Source organism: Pseudonocardia alaniniphila (assembly GCF_022524485.1).
GTDB lineage: Bacteria > Actinomycetota > Actinomycetes > Mycobacteriales > Pseudonocardiaceae > Pseudonocardia > Pseudonocardia alaniniphila.
In genome coordinates this window covers 219,713-238,764 of sequence record NZ_JAKXMK010000009.1, presented here as the reverse complement: position 1 = coordinate 238,764, position 19,052 = coordinate 219,713, and the positions used below count along the sequence as shown (strand labels likewise).

Annotated in this window: 16 protein-coding genes and 1 pseudogene; 5 read left to right on the top strand and 12 right to left on the bottom strand. The window is 71.2% G+C overall.

Going from position 1 to position 19,052, the window contains the following annotated elements; genetic code table 11:
• Window positions 1-3 precede the first annotated feature (3 nt).
• From MMF94_RS12295 to MMF94_RS12260, 8 genes and pseudogenes are all read right to left on the bottom strand, one after another.
• Window positions 4-2,010, bottom strand: a complete 2,007-nt coding sequence (locus tag MMF94_RS12295) for an acyltransferase family protein (RefSeq protein WP_241036494.1) — start codon at window positions 2,008-2,010, stop codon at window positions 4-6.
• Window positions 2,007-4,253: a protein translocase subunit SecD gene (secD, locus tag MMF94_RS12290; RefSeq protein WP_241036493.1), complete on the bottom strand. Its 2,247-nt coding sequence runs from the start codon at window positions 4,251-4,253 to the stop codon at window positions 2,007-2,009. Before secD ends, MMF94_RS12295 begins: the two co-directional genes overlap by 4 nt.
• Window positions 4,254-4,301: 48 nt before the next feature.
• On the bottom strand, window positions 4,302-4,679 hold the full coding sequence (locus MMF94_RS12285; RefSeq protein ID WP_241036492.1) for a hypothetical protein: 378 nt from the start codon (window positions 4,677-4,679) through the stop codon (window positions 4,302-4,304).
• 165 nt (window positions 4,680-4,844) lie between these two features.
• Window positions 4,845-5,678 (bottom strand): annotated as a pseudogene (locus MMF94_RS12280) (SPFH domain-containing protein); the annotation flags it as partial.
• A 2-nt stretch (window positions 5,679-5,680) separates the two neighbouring features.
• Window positions 5,681-6,112 carry an NfeD family protein gene (locus MMF94_RS12275; protein WP_241036491.1) on the bottom strand — a complete coding sequence of 144 codons (432 nt, stop codon included), beginning with the start codon at window positions 6,110-6,112 and terminating at the stop codon, window positions 5,681-5,683.
• Between the two features lie 3 nt (window positions 6,113-6,115).
• Complete coding sequence (locus MMF94_RS12270) at window positions 6,116-6,724, bottom strand: hypothetical protein (protein WP_241036490.1); 609 nt, start codon at window positions 6,722-6,724, stop codon at window positions 6,116-6,118.
• Between the two features lie 36 nt (window positions 6,725-6,760).
• Window positions 6,761-7,438, bottom strand: a complete 678-nt coding sequence (locus MMF94_RS12265) for a response regulator (RefSeq protein WP_241036489.1) — start codon at window positions 7,436-7,438, stop codon at window positions 6,761-6,763.
• The gene (locus MMF94_RS12260; RefSeq protein WP_241036488.1) at window positions 7,435-8,448 is read right to left on the bottom strand and encodes a sensor histidine kinase; all 1,014 of its coding nucleotides are present in this window, start codon (window positions 8,446-8,448) and stop codon (window positions 7,435-7,437) included. Before MMF94_RS12260 ends, MMF94_RS12265 begins: the two co-directional genes overlap by 4 nt.
• A 295-nt stretch (window positions 8,449-8,743) precedes the next feature.
• Between MMF94_RS12260 and MMF94_RS12255 the strand changes: the two genes are divergently transcribed.
• The 3 genes from MMF94_RS12255 to MMF94_RS12245 all read left to right on the top strand — a co-directional run bounded on the left by MMF94_RS12255 (window position 8,744) and on the right by MMF94_RS12245 (window position 10,972).
• A complete protein-coding gene (locus MMF94_RS12255; protein ID WP_241036487.1) occupies window positions 8,744-9,028 on the top strand; it encodes a cation:proton antiporter regulatory subunit in 285 nt (94 codons plus the stop codon).
• Window positions 9,029-9,162: 134 nt separating this feature from the next.
• Complete coding sequence (locus MMF94_RS12250) at window positions 9,163-9,621, top strand: CBS domain-containing protein (RefSeq protein ID WP_241036486.1); 459 nt, start codon at window positions 9,163-9,165, stop codon at window positions 9,619-9,621.
• 64 nt (window positions 9,622-9,685) lie between these two features.
• On the top strand, window positions 9,686-10,972 hold the full coding sequence (locus MMF94_RS12245; RefSeq protein ID WP_241036485.1) for an ArsB/NhaD family transporter: 1,287 nt from the start codon (window positions 9,686-9,688) through the stop codon (window positions 10,970-10,972).
• A 15-nt stretch (window positions 10,973-10,987) separates the two neighbouring features.
• Here MMF94_RS12245 and MMF94_RS12240 read toward each other — a convergent pair whose 3' ends face one another.
• On the bottom strand, window positions 10,988-12,616 hold the full coding sequence (locus MMF94_RS12240) for an ABC transporter substrate-binding protein (protein ID WP_241036484.1): 1,629 nt from the start codon (window positions 12,614-12,616) through the stop codon (window positions 10,988-10,990).
• A gap of 462 nt (window positions 12,617-13,078) precedes the next feature.
• Between MMF94_RS12240 and MMF94_RS12235 the strand changes: the two genes are divergently transcribed.
• Window positions 13,079-14,014 carry an SDR family oxidoreductase gene (locus tag MMF94_RS12235; RefSeq protein WP_241036483.1) on the top strand — a complete coding sequence of 312 codons (936 nt, stop codon included), beginning with the start codon at window positions 13,079-13,081 and terminating at the stop codon, window positions 14,012-14,014.
• A 43-nt stretch (window positions 14,015-14,057) separates the two neighbouring features.
• On the opposite strand, the gene MMF94_RS12230 is transcribed toward MMF94_RS12235, so the two are convergent.
• The 3 genes from MMF94_RS12230 to MMF94_RS12220 form a co-directional block, all read right to left on the bottom strand.
• Window positions 14,058-15,089, bottom strand: coding sequence for an LLM class flavin-dependent oxidoreductase (locus tag MMF94_RS12230; protein WP_241036482.1), 1,032 nt, complete (start codon window positions 15,087-15,089; stop codon window positions 14,058-14,060).
• A gap of 133 nt (window positions 15,090-15,222) precedes the next feature.
• Window positions 15,223-18,039: an AAA family ATPase gene (locus MMF94_RS12225; protein WP_241036481.1), complete on the bottom strand. Its 2,817-nt coding sequence runs from the start codon at window positions 18,037-18,039 to the stop codon at window positions 15,223-15,225.
• 185 nt (window positions 18,040-18,224) lie between these two features.
• Window positions 18,225-18,671 (bottom strand): helix-turn-helix domain-containing protein, encoded by a 447-nt coding sequence (locus MMF94_RS12220; protein WP_241036480.1) that lies wholly within the window; start codon window positions 18,669-18,671, stop codon window positions 18,225-18,227.
• Here MMF94_RS12220 and MMF94_RS12215 point away from each other — a divergent pair.
• On the top strand, window positions 18,664-19,050 hold the full coding sequence (locus tag MMF94_RS12215; protein WP_241036479.1) for a hypothetical protein: 387 nt from the start codon (window positions 18,664-18,666) through the stop codon (window positions 19,048-19,050). The genes MMF94_RS12220 and MMF94_RS12215 overlap by 8 nt on opposite strands.
• The last annotated feature ends 2 nt before the right edge of the window (window positions 19,051-19,052 follow it).

Here is a 19,052-nt window from a genome sequence, read left to right as displayed (position 1 = left end):
TCGTCATCGCTCGACGGCTGCGTGGAGCGGGTCGGCGAGCAGGCCGGCCATCGTAGTGCTGTAGGTGGCGCTGAGGTGGTTGTCGTCCATGTAGACCAGGACGTTCCCGATCACGGCCGGGCAGCGCTCGGGGTCGCAGACGGCGTCGGCGGTGTCGATGAACGTGACGTTCGACGGGACGTCCGGCAGCAGGGTCCACGGTGGAGCCGGGGTGTAGACGTCGGCGCGGGCGATCCCGCAGGAGTCGAGGTCGTCGGGCCGGGTCTGCACGCAGTCGGGAACGGAGTGGGCGAACCGGGGCGTGTCGCGCAGCGCCACCACGGCGATCCCGGCAGCGTCGAGCCTGCGCCACTGGTCCACGAACCCGGGCGGCGTCTTCTCCGTCAGCCCGGCGCGCGCGTCGCGGCTGGCGAGCGTGATGACGGTGTCGGGGTGCATGGCGAGGATCTCGTCCATCGCGGCGGCGTTCCAGGCCAGGCAGTCGGCTTCATCGGCGACCACCTCCGAGGCGGTGGAGAACGGGCAGGCCCCGCGGATGATCGCGGTGAGCTGCCAGTTGCTCTGCTGGGCGATCGGCACGAGCGCGCCGGAGAGCTGTTGGACGTGGGAGTCGCCGACGAGGACCACCCGCCGGGCGGGCGGCTCGGTCGCCGGCAGGGTGCACGTGTTCATGGGGAAGGCGGCCATGGACCTGCAGTCCCAGTGCTCGATACGCACCCAGTCGTCGTAGATCGAGACGGGCGGGGGGAGCAGCGGCGCCGGTTCCACGGCGCCGGTGCGCAGGGCCGTCGCGCCGGGGTGAGCGGCGTCGCCCGCCATCGCGTCAGGCTCCGGTGGCCGGACCCCGACGACCTGCCAGGTGACTGCCACGAGGAGCACCGCCGTGGTGCCGGCCGCGGCGATCCGGTATCCGGTTCGCCCATCGGCCTGCCGGCGCAGCACCGGTCGTTCGACGAGGTGATGGGTGAGGGCGGCGAGCCCGAGCGAGGTGAGGATCACGGCGGCACCGCCGCCCGGACCGACCGTCTGCTCGCCGGTGACTGCCAGGTACGCGACGAGCAGCACCCAGTGCCAGAGGTAGAGGGAGTAGCTGATGTCGCCGAGGTAGCGGGCGGCACCGAGGGCAAGCAGCCGGTCGGCGCCTGCGCGTGAACCGGTCCGGCCGGCGACGAGCACGAGCGCGGCGCAGCCGGTGGGCCACAGCGCAGCGACGCCGGGGAACACGTCCGCGACCGGGATGGCCGCGCCACACGCCACGAGGCCGACGACGCCGAGCCACCCGGCCGCGATCCGTGCGCGCGGCGAGAGCGCGATCCGGTCGATGGTGAGGGCGAGCAGCCCGCCGAGAGCGAACTCCCAGAGCCGGGTGAGGGTGTGGAAGTACGCGAGTGGCTGGTTCGTGATCGTCAGCTCTGCCGAGTACGCGAGGGAGGCGACGAACAGGCTCGCCAGAGCGGCGGTCATCCGGGGACGCAGCCGGGCCGGGGAGCCGACGCAGCTGACCGCGACGACCGCGACCAGGAGCGGCCACAGGAGGAAGACCTGGCCCTGGATGGACAGCGACCAGAAGTGCTGCACCACGCTGGTCATGTTGGTGCGGGCGGCATAGTCGACCGAGTCGGCTGCCAACTGCCAGTTCTCCATGAACAGCGCCGCGGCGGCGATCTCCCGGATCGTCTGCGCCCAGCGCCCTTGCGGTAGCACGGCGATGCTCAGCACTACCGTCGCCACGAGCACGACGGATGCCGCCGGGATCAGTCGGCGCAGCGTCCGGCTCCACTGCAGCCTGACGTCGAGCACACCCCGTTCCGCGGCCCGCACCAGCCCTCCGGTGAGCAGGAACCCCGTGAGCAGGAAGAAGACGTCGACGCCGCCGGACACCCTGTCGATCCACACGTGGTAGATCACGACGAGGCCAACGGCTAGCGCGCGCAGTCCCTGCAGCTCGGGCCGGTAGGCCGCGCCCACCGGTGCCTGTGCACGTGGGCCCGATGGCCCGGGCGCCGTCACAGCACGGCTCCCGTGCTGCGGCGCCGCGCGACCGGACGCCGAGGTGCCGGCCGTCGGCTCCCGCGCTGCAACTCGATCGCGAGGGGAGCCGCCACGCTGATCGTCGACGCCGTGCCGACGACGATGCCCACGAGCAGCGCGAGGGCGAAGTCGACGAGCGTGTCGCCGCCGAGCACGAGCAGCGCCGCGAGGATCACCAGGGTGGACACACCGGTGTTGACGGTGCGGGGAAGCGTCGCCAGCACCGCCGCCCCGACGAGCCTGCGTAGGGCCGGGCCGTGTTCGGTCGTCCAGCCCTCGCGGACGCGGTCGAACACGACCACCGAGTCGTTCACGGTGTAGCCGATCACGGTGAGCAGCGCCGCCAGGAACACCCCGTCCACCGGCCTGCCCCACCACGCGAACACCCCGACGACCACGGTCACGTTGGCCATCAGCGCGACGACCGCACCCACGCTGAACACCCAGCGGAAGCGGACGGCCAGGTAGATCAGCTGCGCGGCGAGCGCCACCCCGAGCGCGATGAGGGCGCCCCGGCGGAGTTCCTCGCCGAGGCTCGGGCCGATCCGCTCGTCGCGCAGCAACTCGGCACCACCCGCCGCATCCGCCAGCGCTCCGCGCACGGCGGCGACGTCCTCGTCCGTCAGATCACCGCTGCGGACCGACAGCCCGCCCGACCCGGTGGCCTGCACGGCGAGGGTGGGGAACCCGGCGTCGGCGACGGCCTCGCGCGCAGCCTCGGGCGCCAACGGCCGGGCCGTCGAGAACTCGACCGCACGGCCCCCGGTGAACTCGACGCCGAACTCCAGCCCGCGGGCCACGACCCCGGCGAGCGCGAGCAGGACGACGATCCCCGAGCAGACCAGCAACCGCCGGTGCCGGCGCAGCAGGTCGGGGTCACGGCGCCCGAGCCAGGTGCGCACGGGTCCGAGCGAGGCGAGCCCCGACCACGCGGGCCGCTGCCGTATCCACCGCCGGCGCACGAGCCAGATCGTCAGCATCCGGGACAGCACGAGCGCGGAGAACAGCGAGACGAGCACGCCGAGCGTCAGGGTCACCCCGAACCCGCGCACCGGCCCGGATGCGAGGCCGAAGAGCAGGCCGCCGGCGAGCAGCGTCGTGACGGCCGAGTCGGCCACGGCGGGCAACGCGCTGCGGTAGCCGATCTCGGCGGCCCGGTCCAGCCGCCGTACGCGCTGGTACTCCTCGCGGGCCCGTTCCGCCACCAGCACGTTCGCGTCGACGGCCATCCCGATCGCGAGCACGAAGCCCGCGAGCCCCGGCAACGTCAGGGTCGCGCCCAACGCGGTGAGGCCCGCATAGCTGATCACCACGTACGCGGCCAGCGCGAGCACGGCGGCCAGTCCGACGAGCCGATAGACCGTCATCAGGAACACGCCGGTCAGCGCCACCCCGATCGCCGCGGCCACCGCGCTGGCCTCGATCGCGGCCGCGCCGAGCGTCGGACCCACCGTCCGCTGTTCGATGATCTCGACCGGCACCGGCAGCGCTCCCCCGGAGATGAGCACGGCGAGATCGCCGGCCTGTTCCCGGCTGAACGACCCCGTGATCTGCGTCGAGCCGCCGGGGATCCCGGCTCCACAGGCGATCGACGGATCGAGCTGCGGGGAGGAGATCACGCGATCGTCGAGCACGATCGCGATACGACGGGCCGGATCACCCGACGGCGCGCACGCCGCCTGTGCGGTGAGCTGCTGCCAGCGCTGCCGTCCCTCCCCCGCGAACGCGACCTCCACCACCGATCCGATGACGCCGGGTGTTCCGGTGGAGGCACGGGCCCCGGAGACGTCCTCACCTGCCAGGGCGGGCGGGCCGAGGGCCAGCGCCGTTCCGTCCTCGTCCGGCAGGATCCGGGCGGTGCCGGGACTCGCCGCGCCGAGCACGGGATGGATCGTCAGCTGCGCGGTGCGGCCCAGGACGTCAGCCGCCTCCGCAGGGTCCTGCACGCCGGGCAGCTCGACGACGATGCGCCGCTCCCCCGAGCGCGACAGTGAAGGCTCGGCGACGCCGAGGCCGTCGACGCGATCACGGAGCACGCCGAGCACACGGTCGGTGGCCGCGGCGTCGGCCACGGTTCCGGGCGCGTCGCGGGTCTCCAGCACGATCTGCGTGCCGCCGCGCAGATCGAGGCCAAGGGTCGGGCGGAGGGTCACGGCCGACCAGATGGACGGGACGAGCACGGCGAGCGCCACCAGGGCGCGCACCACTACGGATCGGGGCACACGGGTCCTCGGAACAGGGCCACCGCGCAGAGGCGTGCGGCCAGGGGATCAGAACGTCGGCTGATCCCCGGCCGGCGGCGCCCGCCCCGGTATCGCGGTGGACTCGCCCGTCCGCTGGGAGATCGTGCCGCGCACGGGAGCGTGGGAACACGCCGCCGGCGCGACGGGCACAGGCGAAACGGGTTCGACCGCCGGGTGACTGCCGATCGCGGTGCACGCGATCGGGACGCGACCGATACGCACCGTGGCGTCGCCGGGCGGCGTCTGGTCGACACCCCAGCCGAGTGCGGCGGGCGCGGGCGGCGCCGGCGCACTTGGCTCTTCCGAGTGCGCGGTGGGCAGGGCCGCGGCCGTGAGGACGAGCGCTGCGAGCAGCGCCAGCAATGAACCGAGAAGGCGACGGACGAGCGCGGCCTGCTGCCCCACGCGCCCACCTCCCGACATCCGCCCCCAGACCAGGCGAAACCGAAACCCTACCCGGCCCGCGGCCCCGGGCTACTGCCGCGCGCTTCTCCCACCGGGACGCGCGACCTCGGAACCGTCGCGGGCGGCTACGCGGCCGGCCGCCCCGGTGGCCTCCCCCGCGCCGTCGCCGAACGCCCGCGAGACGGCCGTCAAGGCGGCGGTGACCTCGGTGGGGACCATCCAGAACGTGGAGCCCGGCCCCTGAGCGAGCTGCGGAAGCACTTGCAGGTACTGGTACGCGAGCAGGTTCGGGTCGGGATTGTTGCGGTGCACGGCCTGGAACACCTCGTCGATCTCGCGGGCGCGACCCTCCGCCTTGAGGATCGCCGCCGCGCGTTCGCCCTCCGCGCGGAGGATGGCGCCCTGCTTGTCGCCTTCGGCGGTCAGGATCGTCGCGCGTTTGTTCCGTTCGGCGCGCATCTGCTTCTCCATCGCGTCCGTGATGCTGACCGGGGGGTCGATCGCCTTGATCTCGACCCGGTTGACGCGCAGGCCCCACTTCCCGGTGGCGTCGTCGAGCACGGTGCGCAGCTGGGAGTTGATGCTGTCGCGGGAGGTGAGCGCGCGCTCCAGGTCCATCGACCCCACGACGTTGCGCAGGGTGGTGACGGTGAGGTGCTCGACGGCCCGCAGATGGTCGGCGATCTCGTAGGCGGCCGACCGGGGGTCGGTCACCTGGAAGTAGAGCACGGTGTCGATCTCCACCACGAGGTTGTCCTCGGTGATCACCGGTTGCGGGGCGAACGACACGACCTGCTCGCGCAGGTCGATGGGCGGGTGCACCCGGTCGACGTAGGGGATGACGATGCTCAGGCCGGGCTGCAGCGTCCGGTGGTAACGCCCCAGCCGCTCGACGTTGCGGGCACGCGCCTGCGGCACGATGCGCACCGCCCGCACGACGGTCACGACCACGAGCAGGGCGACGAGCAGCCCGGCGGCGAGCAGCGGCGGAAGGCCCATGGTCACTCCCGCGCATGCACGACGGCCGTCGCGCCATCGATCCGGATGACGTCCACGGCCCGCCCCACGGGGATCGTGCCGGTCTCGTCGAGGGCGCGGGCCGTCCAGTCCTCGCCGCCGATGCGGACGGTTCCGGCCCGCCCCGTCACGGCGTCCACGACGTAGCCGGTGCGACCGGGGAGCGCGTCCACCCCGAAGCGGACCTCGTCGACGCGGGGACCGTGCCGGGCGGCCGCCCGGCGGAGGACGACGATCCCGGCCGTGGCGGCCACCGCGAAGACGATCACCTGCAGGGGCACCGGCAGCCCGGCGGCCGCCACCACCGCCGTGACGAGCGATGCGCCGGCGAGCAGCCCGGAGACCGCGGTCAGGGTGAAGGCCTCGGCAACACCCAGCACCACGGCGCCGGTGAGCCAGAGGATCCACGGATCCATCCGTTATTCCTCCTCGGTCGCGATCCCGCTGTCCGCTCGTCGCCCGGCCCGAGAGCGGGAACTGAGCGGGTGGGCGTGGGTCAGGAGGCGCCGGATCGCCCGCGGGTCGTCGTCGAGATCGACACCCGTCGGCGGAACGGACGGCCCATCGAAGCCGCTCGTCGCCCAGTCCAGGACCTCGGCGGAGGTGGGCACGAGGTCCAACGCGGATGGCCGGGAGCCGGCGAAGTGGCTCAGGGCGGCGCTCGCAACGCGGTGAGACGAGGACCACCCGTGCGACGGGCACCAGCGCAGTGTCCGGCCGGCGAGCTCCGGCCGGCCCGGGCAATGCAGGAACGTCAGGCGGATCTCGAGCGGGTCGGGCCTGCCGCGCTCGGCCAACAGCCGTCCGAGGTCTGCCACCAGCTCGTCGGCCAGGCGCAGATCGCGCCGCCCCGCCTCCACCATGACCTCCAGCCGATACCCGTGCACGGCCGCGGACGCATCCGGACCGAGCGCGGCGACCAGCGCGTGGGTGTCCATGTGCAGCCCTCTCGTGGTCACGTCCTCCCGGGCAGGAGTGCTCCCGTCAGCCTGGCGCGGCGGGATGCGGGTGGCCATCGGGTCCGACACCCATCTCCGCGTCCTGTGGCATGCAGCGGGACCGGGTCACGGTTCGACGAGGCCTGCGCGGATGGCGTAACGGGTGAGGTCGAGCCGATCGCGCATACCGAGTTTCTGCAGGATGTTGGCACGGTGCCGGTCGACGGTCTTGCTGCTGATCACGAGCGTCTCGGCGATCTCCTTGGACGAGTGCCCTTCCGCGATGAGCTTGACGATCTCCTCCTCGCGCGGGGTGAGGATGGTGTCGGGGAGGCGGTCGCCCTGCCGGCTGCGCTGCAGGTAGTCGCGGATGAGCGCGGTGATCGCTCCGGGGTAGAGGAAGGGCTCGCCGCGCATCGCCGCACGGCAGGCCTCGAGCAGGTCGCGATCGGCCACCGACTTGAGCACGTAGCCGGATGCGCCCGCCTTGAGGGATTCGAAGAAGTACTGCTCGTTGTCGTACATCGACAGCATCAGGATCCGGATGCCCGGGGCCCGGCGTGAGATCTCCCTGGCGGCCTGGATGCCGGTCATCCGCGGCATCGCGATGTCGAGGATCGCGAGGTCGGGGCCATCAGCCGAGGCGGCACCGGCCGAGGCGGCGACGATCTGCACGGCCTCCGCACCGTCGGACGCCTCCGCCACGACCATGAGGTCGGGTTCGGCGTCGAGGATCAGCCGCAACCCCCGTCGGACCAGCGCATGATCGTCGGCGAGCAGGATCCGGGTCTTCGAGGAGTTCACGGGTTCCGCCTCTGCTGGGTGACGGTGGGCACGACGAGTCGCACGTCGGTGCCGCCGCCGTTCGGTGTGGTGATGGTCAGGTCGGCGCCGATGAGCAGGGCACGCTCGCGCATCCCGCGGATTCCGGCGCCCTCGTGGAGCACGCCGCCGCGCCCGTCGTCGGTGACGCGGAGGGTGACCGCCTCCGGGGTGGCGTGCACGGCAAGCTCCACGTGGGTCGCATGGGCGTGGCGGGCGACGTTCGTGAGGCTCTCCTGGGTGATCCGGAAGAGGACGAGCTCGACCTCGCTGCTCAGCACGGGCAGCTCCACGTCCGCCACCCGCTTCACGGATATGCCGCTGACCTGCGTGAACTCGGTGACGAGCGCGGTGAGCGCGCTGGCCAGACCGAGGTCCTCCAGCACGTCGGGCCGCAGCCGCCGCGCAACCTGCCTGACCTCGTCGAGGCTCGCGCGGACAGCCTCCTGCACCGCGTGAAGCTCCTCGGCGAGATCCGCCGGGGCGCGGTCGACCGCGCGCTTCAGGCTCAGGAGCGCCGCGGTGAGGCTCTGTCCGATCTCGTCGTGCAGCTCACGCGCGATGCGCCGCCGTTCGCCCTCCTGCGCCGCGAGCGCATCCGCACTGCTCGTATCGCGCTCGGTCTCGAGCCGGTCGAGCATCGCGTTGAACGTCTCGATCACGTGGGTGAGGTCGCCGTTTCCACGCTCCGCGAGCCGGTCGCGGGAACGCAGCAGATCCACCCTCTGCATGAGGGCGGTCAGTGCGTCCAGCGGAGCGAGGCTCCGGCGCACCAGCAGGGTGTTGGCCGCGAGGATCAGTGCCAGGCCGACGATCAGCACCGGCAGCTCGGTGAGCAGCACCGGCGAGGACACGGTGGCCGGGGAGACCGCCAGCACGAGCGTGCCGACGGTGAAGACCGTGCCATTGATCAGGGCGAGCCGGCGGAACAGCGCGTGGGCCGGCGCGCGCGTGCCGGAACCTGCGGCCAGGCGTGCAATGCGCTCGCTCATGGCAGCAGGGTCTCCGCCCGGCGGTGCTCCCGTCCATCCGGGGCGGGCACCAGCGGCTGCGCATCGGGACGAACCGCGGTCACCGGGTCTACATGCAGTGCCCGGCCCGAGGTGGGTGCTGGACCCGATGGTGCGCCGGCCCGGCCCTGCCGAGACTCGGATGGCGGCAGCGGGACGGGAGGTACGGAGATGGGCGCGAGCGTGCCGACGTCTGGTCTGACATACGCGGGACGCTCAACCCGTCCCGCTGCCGCCACTCGTGCACCCCACGTCCGGGAGAGGCGAGGCTTCCACAGTGGAGATCACCCGTTCCACGGTTCCGGGCGTCGGGACCGTGCACCACGTGCACACCCGCGGCGGCCGACGCTTCGGCGTGCTGGTCGACACCCGGGGCCGGCGGTCGCTGCTGATCTACGACGCCGGTCGTCCCGCAGAGGATCCGGACGAGCCGGTGCTACACATCGTCATCGAGCCCGATGAGGCCGATGAGCTCGCGGAGCTCCTGCGGAGCAGTCCGATGTCCGATCGGCTCGCCGAGGTCGAACGCCGGTTGGCCGACCTCACCGGCCCGGGGGGCTGACGAACGCGCGCCCGGCAGGTACCCGGGCGATCGAGGCAAGGAGGTGGCATGTGACAACGCTCGGGGTGGGCACAGGCCCCGTAGGGTCGGGCGATCGCCCGCCGCGGGCGGGCCGAGCGCAAGGGGGCGGCGCCATGAAGGCAGGCGACATCGTCGAGCAGCTGCCCACCGTGACCAGCGCGGACCTGGTGTCCACCGCGGTACGGCTGATGGCGCAGGCCCACCTCCCCGGGTTGATCATCGTCGACGAGCGGTCAAGACCGCGCACCGTGCTCCCCGGGACGCAGGTCCTGCGGCTCTCGGTCCCCAGAACGCACCAGGAGGACCCTGCGCTGGTCCGGACCATCGACGAGCCACACGCGGACGCGTTCTGGCAGGAGCTCGGCGACCTGACCGTCGGCGACTGCCTGCCGCGCCCACCGGCCCGCCCTGCGACCGTGCCGCCGGAGGCGACGCTGCTGGAGGTCGCGGCGCTCATGGCACGCCTGCGCAGCCCGCTCGTCGCGGTCGTCGACCGAGCCGGCGTTCTCATCGGGGCCATCACCCTGGACCGGCTGCTCCGCGCACTGGCCGCCGCCGAACCCGGCGGCTGACCAGCGGGAATCCGAAGCCACCACCCGCTGACCTGCGGACGGCCCGGCATCCGGGGTGCCCGCGATGACCGCGGTCCTCGCCCTGGGCATCTTCGTCGTCGCGTTCTTCTACATCGCCACGGAGAAGGCGGACAAGGTCAAGACCGTGCTGATCGCCGCCGGGGCGATGGCCGTGCTCGGGCTCACGCCCGGGTCGGAGGTGTTCTTCTCCGAGCACGAGGGCATCGACTGGAACGTCATCTTCCTGCTGTTCGGGATGATGGTGATCGTCGGCATCATCAAGCAGACCGGGGTGTTCGACTTCCTCGCGATCTGGGCGGCCAAGCGGTCGCAGGGGCGCCCGTACCGGCTCATGGTGATGCTGATGGCCATCACGGCCATCGCCTCGCCCTTCCTGGACAACGTCACCACGATCATGCTGGTCGCCCCGGTCACGGTCGTGGTGTGCAACCGCCTGCGCATCCCGGCGCAGCCCTACCTCATCGCCGAGGTGCTCGCCTCCAACATCGGCGGCGCCGCGACGCTGATCGGAGATCCGCCCAACATCATCATCGGGAGCCGCGCCGGGCTGTCGTTCAACGACTTCCTCGTCCACATGGCGCCGATCGTCGTCGTGGTCTTCGTCGTGTTCGTGCTCTTCACGCGGGTGCTGTTCCGGCGCTCGTTCCAGTACAACCCGGACCGCGTCGCGGAGGTGATGACGCTCAACGAGCGACGCGCCATCACCGATCCCCGCCTGTTGGTGCGCTGCCTCGTCGTGCTCGCTCTCGTGATCGCCGGCTTCGGGCTGCACTCCGTGCTGCACCTCGAACCGTCGATCATCGCCCTGGTGGGAGCCGGGGTGATGCTCCTCGTCTCGGGCGCCGACGTCTCCGACACCCTGCGCGAGGTCGAGTGGCCCACACTCGTGTTCTTCATGGGGTTGTTCGTCATGGTGGCCGGGCTGGTCCACACCGGGGTCATCGCCACCGTCGGCACGTGGACCGTCACGATGGTGGGCGACAACTGGTTCGGAGCAGCCACGGCACTCATCTTCGGCTCCGCCGTCCTCGGCGCCTTCTTCGACAACATCCCCTACGTCGCCACCATGGCCCCCGTGGTCGAGAGCCTCGTCGCACAGGTTCCCGACCCGGCCACCGGCCAGGCGCTCTGGTGGGCGTTCGCACTCGGCGCCGACTTCGGCGGCAACGGCACCGCCGTCGCCGCCAGCGCCAACGTGGTCGCCATCGGAATCGCCGCCCGCACCGGCCACCGCATCTCGTTCTGGCAGTTCACCAGGTACGGAATCGTCGTCACCGCCCTCAGCACGATGATGGCCTGGGTCTATGTGTACCTCCGCTACTTCATGTAGCTCCGGCCGCGCTGGTCAGCCGCTGCGGTCCAGCCACAGGGACGCGTAGAACATGTCGCGCGAGAGGTAGCGGTCCACGCCCTTCACGTCGGCGCGTGTCACGGTCGCGAGGTACGCCCTGCTGAGCCAGCAGACCGCGAGGTCCTGGTTCACCAGCAGCTCCAACTGCTGGTACGCCTTCGTCCGCGCGCCCTCGTCAGCAGTGCCGGCGGCCTCGGCGAGCAGCGCGTCCACCTGCGGGCTGGAGTACTTCCCGTAGTTCGCGCTGCCCCCGCTGCCGAACAGCCGCTCGGTCGCCGGATAGGGCGAGTCGAACGAGCTCACCGTCGTGGTCAGGTCGAAGTCACCGCTCTGCACGACCTGGGCGGAGTACTGCGCCAGGTCGTAGAGCTGCACGTCGACGGTGATCCCCACCGCGGCGAGCTGTGCCTGCACGAACTCTCCGAACTGCCCACGGGCGGTCGTCGACTTGAGCGTGATCGAGGTGCTGCCGCCCTCGGCCCGGTACTCGTCGACGAGCTGCTTGGCCCGCTCCAGGTCGAACGCCGGCCACGCCTGCGTAGCGGCGTCGGTGTGGTACGGGCTTTCGGCGCCGAAGAGGCTCTGTGCCGTGACCAGCTGGTTGTTGTAGAGGCTCGCGCTGAGCCCGCGCAGGTCGAGAGCTCGGACCACCGCCTCACGCATACGGCGGTCGGTGAAGGGGGCCCGATTGAAGTTGAAGTACAGCAGCTCACCGCTGTCGCCCGGCCCGTAGTACACGTTCAGGTTCGGCTCCTGCAGCGCCCGCACCAGTTCGGTGTTGTAGGCCGCGAGGATCACGTCGACGTCGCCGTTCTGGACGGAGGCGTAGCGGCTCTCGGTGTCCGACAGCGGCCGGAACTCGAGCTCGTCGAGATACGGCTTGCCCTGCTGCCAGTAGCTGCCGTTGCGTTCGAGTTTGACGTGGGACCCGGGAATCCACTCGGCGAGCGTGAACGGCCCCGCACCCACGGGATGGCGGCCGATGTCGTCGCCGTACTGCTGCAACGCGGCCGGGGAGATGATCATCCCGAGGGTGCCCGTGAAGGTCGGCTGCGCGAACACGACGGGGAACGAGCCCAGTGGCGAGTCCAGTGTGAACTCGACGGTCATCGGATCGACCGCGCGCATCGAGGCGATGCGCTGCGCGGTGAGCCGGGCGGGAGAGGTGGGCTTGTCGATGTGTCGCTGCACGTTGAGGATCACGGCGTTCGCGTCCAGCGGGGTCCCGTCGGAGAACATCACGCCGGGACGGAGGGTCATGCGCCAGGTGAGCCCGCCGTCGGGCGTGTCCATCGACTGCGCGAGATAGGGCTCGGCGCCGCCGTCGGACGTCAGCTTCATCAGCGAGTCGTAGACGGCGAACGCGGCCGGGTTCGCGTTCTGCACCGTCGGGTCGAAGCTCGCGATGTCCCGGTCCATCCCGACCCGCAGGCTTCCTCCCGCCTTCGGCGTCCCTTCAGTCGCTGGATCGCCCCCGAACGGATTCACCGCCTCGATCGCGGATCGGCCCCCTTCCCCGGGCGCGGGCGGACCTGCACTCCCGCAGCCTGCGAGCACCATGAGGCTGATCGCCATGACCAACGCACCGAGGGCTCGTAACCGACGGCCCGACACCTGCACCATGCGCAACTCCTCGTTGAGTTCTGGTACGCAGTCACGCGGGGCGAAGCGACCGCCGGCATCTCGAGCGCCGGCGAGAGCACCTCGTCCCCGATTCGGTCGGTGGCCGACCCTGCTGGTCGGTCATCACGATGTGGAGTGCGGATCCGGCTCGAAAGCACTGGAGGACACCTGCGACGCCGCAGAGTGGCCGGACTCGTCGCGGAAACTACCCTGACCAGCGCGTTTCGATATCTCAGCATCCCGCTGGGACACCATCGTCCCTCCTCCGAGCAGCAATGAGGCGGAGTTCGGCAACGGTAACCGGACGTCGCGGAGGACCTGAAACTCCCATTGCTTCTGGCGGGACATCAACATTGCTGATGGCGGCGTGCCGCTACTCGCCTACCTGTGACCGGCCTGCTCATCAGATCATGGAACGCACCGAGGTTCGCTGTGATCCCGTTCTTCTGGCACCCTCGGCCCGTGGCGTGGTCGCCGGATCGGGAGGCGCTTCGTGATCGGGTCGCGGTGGTCGCCGGGGCGACCCGCGGCGCAGGGCGTGGCATCGCCACGGCGCTGGGCGAGGCGGGCGCCACGGTCGTCTGCACCGGACGCAGCAGCGCGACCGGCGTCGGGACGATCCGGTCCGACTACGACCGCTCCGAGACCATCGAGGAGACCGCCGAACTGGTCACCCGACTCGGCGGGGTCGGGATCGCGATGCAGGTCGATCACCTCGAGTCCGACCAGGTGCGACGCCTCGCCGAGCGCGTCCGCGACGACCACGGCCACATCGACGTGCTCGTGAACGACATCTGGGGCGCGGAGGTGCTCAAAGGCGGGCCACCGGAGTGGAACACCCCGATCTGGCACCACGACCTGGACCGCGGTCTGCGGATCCTGCGGCTGGCCATCGACACTCACCTGATCACGTCGCATCACCTGCTGCCGCTGCTGATCGAGCGCCCTGGTGGGCTGCTCGTCGAGGTCACCGACGGCACCACCGCCTTCAACGCCGACCGGTACCGGATCTCGGCGTTCTACGACCTGGCGAAGGTGGCGGTGAACCGGCTGGCCTTCTCCCAGGGTCACGAGCTCGCAGACCATGGCGCGGCCGCCGTCGCCATCACCCCGGGCTGGCTGCGGTCGGAGATGATGCTCGACAACTTCGGCGTCACCGAAGACAACTGGCGCGATGCGCTGGAGCCCGGTCTCGTCGAGGGCTACCCGTCGGCGCCCGCCGGGTTCGGCTCCTCGGAGTCGCCCCGATTCGTCGGGCGCGCCGTCGCAGCGCTCGCCGCCGACCCCGACCGGGCACGCTGGAACCAGCATTCCGTCACGTCCGCGGATCTCGCCCGCGAATACGGCTTCACCGACATCGACGGCTCCCGGCCCGACAGTTGGGCCACGCACCACTGACCGGATCGCGATCAGCGCCCGGCACCACCACCCTCACCAGGTATCAGGCTGCGCCCTCGTATGCCGGGAACGCCGGCATCACCTCGTCGGCCAGCAGCGCAACCGATCGCTTCGACACCTCCAGCGGCAGGTCCCCGAAGGCGAGGCGACAGAGTACGTAGTTCACCCCGGCCTCGGCGGTCTCCCTGAGCGCGGCTTCACGGACCGTCACCGCGGAACCGACCAGGCACATTCCCGTGGAGACGGCGGCCTCGAAGGACGGCGCGAAGGGCAGCGGGAAAGGGACGTCGTTCTCCCGCCACAACAGCGTGAGGTGGTGGTACCACAGCTCGTACGCCGGACGGGCGGCGTCGCGTGCCTCGGCGTCCGTGTCGGCGATGACCACGTGCCGGCTCATCCCGAGCAGGGGAAGCACGGACGTTTTTCCTGCTCGGGACCAGGCTGCGCGGTAGGCGTCGGTGAGCCGCCGGATATCGGAGGGCGTGGCACCCCCGACGACGATGTTGACGTCGCGTTCCGCGGCCCACCGTGCCGACTCCGGCCGGGAAGCGCCATACCAGAGCGGCGGATGGGGACGCTGGACCGGCGTCAGATGCAGTGGCACGCCGCGAAGCACGAAACGCGGACCGTCGGCGCTGATCCGCCCGGAATCGGCGCCGGTGAGCAGGATCTCGACCGCCTCGCGGTAGATCTCGGCCGCGTCGTCCGGGGTGACGTCGAAGAAGCCGAGCTCGAGCGGAGAGGCGCCGCGCCCGATGCCGAGTTCCAGGCGCCCGCCGCTGAGCTGATCCAGCATGCACATCTCCTCGAGCAGCCGCAGGGGATGCTGAAGGCCCAGGATGGAGACCAACGGGCCGAACCGCAGACGGGTGGTCCGCTGCGCGACCGCGGCGAGGAACAAGCCCGGCGACGGCGCCATGCCGAGTGGCGTGCCGTGGTGCTCGGCCACGTGGTAGGCGTACAAGCCGGCCCGATCGTAAAGCTCGGTCAGCGCGAGCCGGTCGGCATACTGGCGTCCGATATCGGCATCGGCGCCACCCGCACGGTCGAGATGGTCGAATACTCCGAATTTCACAAACCGCCTCCTGTGCCGCAATTTCCGAAACCGTTCTCTCTACTGCAGTATTCAGCATCCGTGCAATACCCGTGGACGACTCCGGCGGATGGAGATTCAGGCCCGGTGGCCACGTCAGTGCGATCGAGGCGAACTACCTTCGGCGAGATGATCGACGCTGCGCCATGGGGTCGACGCCGCCGGAGGAAGAGCGGCGGAGCTGTCTGCGTGAGGTGATCTGGAGCTTCCCGAAGATGTTGGTCATGTGCCACTCGATGGTGCGAGGGCTGAGGAAGAGCCGGGCGGCGATCTCGGAGTTCGTGAGGCCCTCCCGCGCGAGGCGTACGACTTGCATCTCCTGCGCGGTGAGCTCGCTGGTGGTCTCGGCTGCCTGCCGCGGGGCGGGCTCGCCGCTCGCCTCCAGCTCGCGCGCGGCGCGCCGGGCGAACGCCTCGGCGCCCATCGCCGCGAACATCTCGTAGGCCGTGCGCAGGTGCCGGCGCGCGTCCGTGCGACGTTGTTCGCGGCGTAACCATTCGCCGTAGACCAGGTGTGCGCGGGCGAGCTCGCTACGGACGCCGGCACGGGCGAGACGCTCGATCGCCTCGCAGTAGACATCCTCGGCCGCGGGGCCATCGGTCATCAACGCCCGTGAGCGTGCAGTCATGCCCAGCCCCCAGTCCGTGCCGCAGGCGCCGGTCACCTCGGTGATGCGCTCGAGGGACGCGATCGCCTGTTCCGGCTTCCCGCTGCGAGTGGCCGCCTCGATCAGCTCGACCTCGGCGGCCCAGGTGGGCATGCCCGCTTCCCCGGCATGTTGCTCGCCGACCTCCCTGGCCGCGGCCAGCGCGTCGTCGTACCGGCCGAGGCTGTTGCTCAGCAACGCATTCGCCCAGCCGGTGATGGTCAACCCGAGTGCATAGCCGCGGCCCCACCCTTCCGCGGTGGCGGTCTCGGTCAGCCTGCGGGCCTCCTCTTCGCGGCCACGCCACGCGGCAACCAGCAAGGCGGTGTAGGGAACGCGAGGGCCCCCGGTCGCCTCTGTGACCGAATCCAGCTCCTCGCCCAGCGAGGCTGCCGCCTCCAGTTCGCCCGCGAGTGTGTGCACCAGAATGCGGGAGCTCATGGCCTCGGTGAGCACGGCGAGCGCGCCGGCATCCCGGGCGAGCCGCACGAAATCCGCGGTGAACCCGTCCCAGATCTCGAAGTCCCACACCAGCGATGCCGAGCGGCACGCGAGCCAGTGCCAGCGCAGCGCGTCCTCCTCGCAGGTGTGCTCGCGAAGGCCGCGGAGTGCGTCGCGGACCAGTGGGAACCCGGCCGCGTAGCCGTCCGTGAACCGTGCCACCAGACCGTCGAGAAGGAGATCGACGGGCCGTGGGGGCGTTTTCGCGGGAGGAGCGGACCGTGCGGCCTCGGCCACGTCCCGCGGGCTCGTTCCGCCGGTCGGATCGGCGGCCATCGCCGTGGACAGCGCCTCGAGACAGGTCTCGCGCGACAACCGCACGTCCGACGACCGGAGCGCGCCCGCCGCCCTGAGCAACAACGGAAGAGCGTCGCCGCAGCGCACGGTGAAGGCGATCCGGGCGTGCAGCACGTCGGCCTGCGCCAGCTGCAGCGGCGTCAACGGACCGGCCTCCGCCACCGACACCAAGCCGAGGGCCGCAGTGGGCAGACCGGCCTGCTGTTTGGCGTGCGCCGCGGCGAGCGCCCGCCCGGCCCGGCGCGCCGGCTCGGACGTCAGCTCCGCCGCACGTTCCAGGAACGCCGCCGCGGCGGCCAGTCCGCCGCGCTCCCGCGCTCGCCCCGCCGAGCGCTCGAGGTCCGCCGCGACGTCCTCGTCCGGCTCCGCTGTGGCCTGCGCGGCATGCCAGGCCCGCCGGTCCGGATCGGCCTCATGATCGGTGACCTCCGCCAGGACACGGTGAGCGCTGCGCCGATCCTCCGCCGACGCGGCCCGGTAGACGGCCCAACGCTCCAGCGGATGACGAAACAGCACCTGCTCCCTGATCTCGATCAGGCCCGCCCTGATCGCCGCCGCCTTGGCCGCCATGCCGATCTGCAGTCGCTGGGCCGCTCGCCACACCAGTAGCGGCTCACCCGGCGGCTCCGCGGACGCAACCAGCAAGTACCGCTGCGTGTCCGCCCCCAGCTGACCGAGCTGCCGCAGAAACCGCTCCTCGATCCGGGACGGCAGCCTCGCCGTGCTCACCGGCCCGAACCCGCCGGCCAGCTCCCCCTGCACAAGTCCGCGCGACAGCTCCACGAGGGCCAGCGGGTTCCCCCGCGTCTCGGCCACGATCCGGTCCCGCACCTGCTCGTCCACGGGCCAGACGAGTGCCGTGCTCAACAGCGCCCGGGCCTCCTCGTCGGGCAGACCGGCGACCACCAGCTCGGGCAGACCGGCCAACCCAGGCACGTCCGCGGGCTCGCGGACCGCGAGGACCACAGCGACGGACTCCACTCCCAGCCGACGCGCCACGAAGGTCACCGCCTGAACCGATGCCGTGTCCAGCCACTGCACGTCATCGACGACGCACACCAGCGGCCGCTCGCAGGCCACCTCGGCCAACAGGTCGAGCACCGCGAGACCCACGCGGAACCGGTCCGGCGCGGGTCCGCCGCTCAGCCCGAAAGCCGTGGACAGCGCCTCCCGGTGCGGACCGGGCAACCGCTCCATCCGGTCCAGCATCGACTCGCACAGCTGGCGCAACCCGGCGAAGGCCAGCTCCGTCTCCGACCGGACACCCGCGACGCGTTCTACCCGACATCCCCACGCCTGCTCGACCAGATGGTCCAGCAGGACCGTCTTTCCCACACCGAGCTCACCGCGCACCACCAGTGCCCGGCTCTCGCCCGACCTCACCGCGTCGAGCACCTCGTGGAGCACCCGACGCTCGCTGCGCCGGTCAAGCACGACGAGACAGCCGGATCCGTCGGCTTGTGCATGCCAGGAGAACAGCCGGAACATCCGGCGGCCTCCGACGACAAAGCGGGTATTGCCCGATGATGCGGATCATGTCGGCGCCTCCCACTGACCTCGGATACGGCAGCCACCGTTTTTCCGCAGTATTCGCGGCCGGGTCCCCGGATACAACCGCCATGGATCGAACCGAGTGGCCGGCGTTAGCGGCCGATCTCGCCGATCCGGCGAGTTCACCGATCCATATCGCCGACGATCCCCCCGAACCCGGCCCGGCCGGATCGGAACTGCGACGGCGAGACTCCCGCCCACGCCACGAACGCCCGCCGCAAGGATTCAGCGGAGGCGAACCCGCACCGGCGGGCGATGGCCGCCAGCGGCTCGGGCGTTCCGGTGAGCAACTGGGAGGCCGCCTCGAGGCGCGCATCGCGGACCAGCCGCGAGGGGGTCCGGCCGACGTGCTCGACGAACAGACGGCTCAGATGCCGCTCGCTCACCCCGGCGAACGCGGCCAGGCGGGGGACGCCGAGATCGCCGTCGAGGTGGCTGATCACATGGTCGATGACCCGCTGCACGAGAGCCTGGTCGGAGCGCAGAGTCGTGGTGAACAGGCTCACCTGCGCCTGACTCCCGGGACGCTTCAGGTAGGTGACCATGCCGACGGCGACAAGCGTGGGCATCACCGACAGCGGACCGATCATGCCGGTCACGGGATGGAGCACCACCGGAGGCGACCTACGGATCGCGCACTTCGTCGGCATCCACGCACTGCAAGCGCTGCCACTGCTCGCCATGCTGTTGTCGCTGCCGGCCGGGCGGGCCATCCTGCTCCGCGCTGAGACCGTCCACATCCGACTGGTCGTCGTGGCCTCGGCCGGGTACGCAGGGCTCACCGGCCTCACGTGGTGGCAGGCGTTGCGCGGCCAGCCGCTGCTGCGCCCCGACGGACTCACGATGGTGGTCGTAGGCCTACTGGTGGCGCTCGTCGTGGCCGGTGCGGCTGCCGTGGTCGCCGCGGGCAGGCGCGATGCGCGGCGTCTTCAGCGGATGGCCACATGATC

Excerpts from the sequence above, each read along its gene's own strand:
- MMF94_RS12275 (WP_241036491.1), bottom strand. The coding sequence starts at position 6,112 with ATGGATCCGTGGATCCTCTGGCTCACCGGCGCCGTGGTGCTGGGTGTT.
- MMF94_RS12260 (WP_241036488.1), bottom strand. The coding sequence starts at position 8,448 with ATGAGCGAGCGCATTGCACGCCTGGCCGCAGGTTCCGGCACGCGCGCG.
- MMF94_RS12250 (WP_241036486.1), top strand. The coding sequence starts at position 9,163 with ATGAAGGCAGGCGACATCGTCGAGCAGCTGCCCACCGTGACCAGCGCG.
- MMF94_RS12245 (WP_241036485.1), top strand. The coding sequence starts at position 9,686 with ATGACCGCGGTCCTCGCCCTGGGCATCTTCGTCGTCGCGTTCTTCTAC.
- MMF94_RS12240 (WP_241036484.1), bottom strand. The coding sequence starts at position 12,616 with ATGGTGCAGGTGTCGGGCCGTCGGTTACGAGCCCTCGGTGCGTTGGTC.
- MMF94_RS12225 (WP_241036481.1), bottom strand. The coding sequence starts at position 18,039 with ATGTTCCGGCTGTTCTCCTGGCATGCACAAGCCGACGGATCCGGCTGT.
- MMF94_RS12220 (WP_241036480.1), bottom strand. The coding sequence starts at position 18,671 with ATGCCCACGCTTGTCGCCGTCGGCATGGTCACCTACCTGAAGCGTCCC.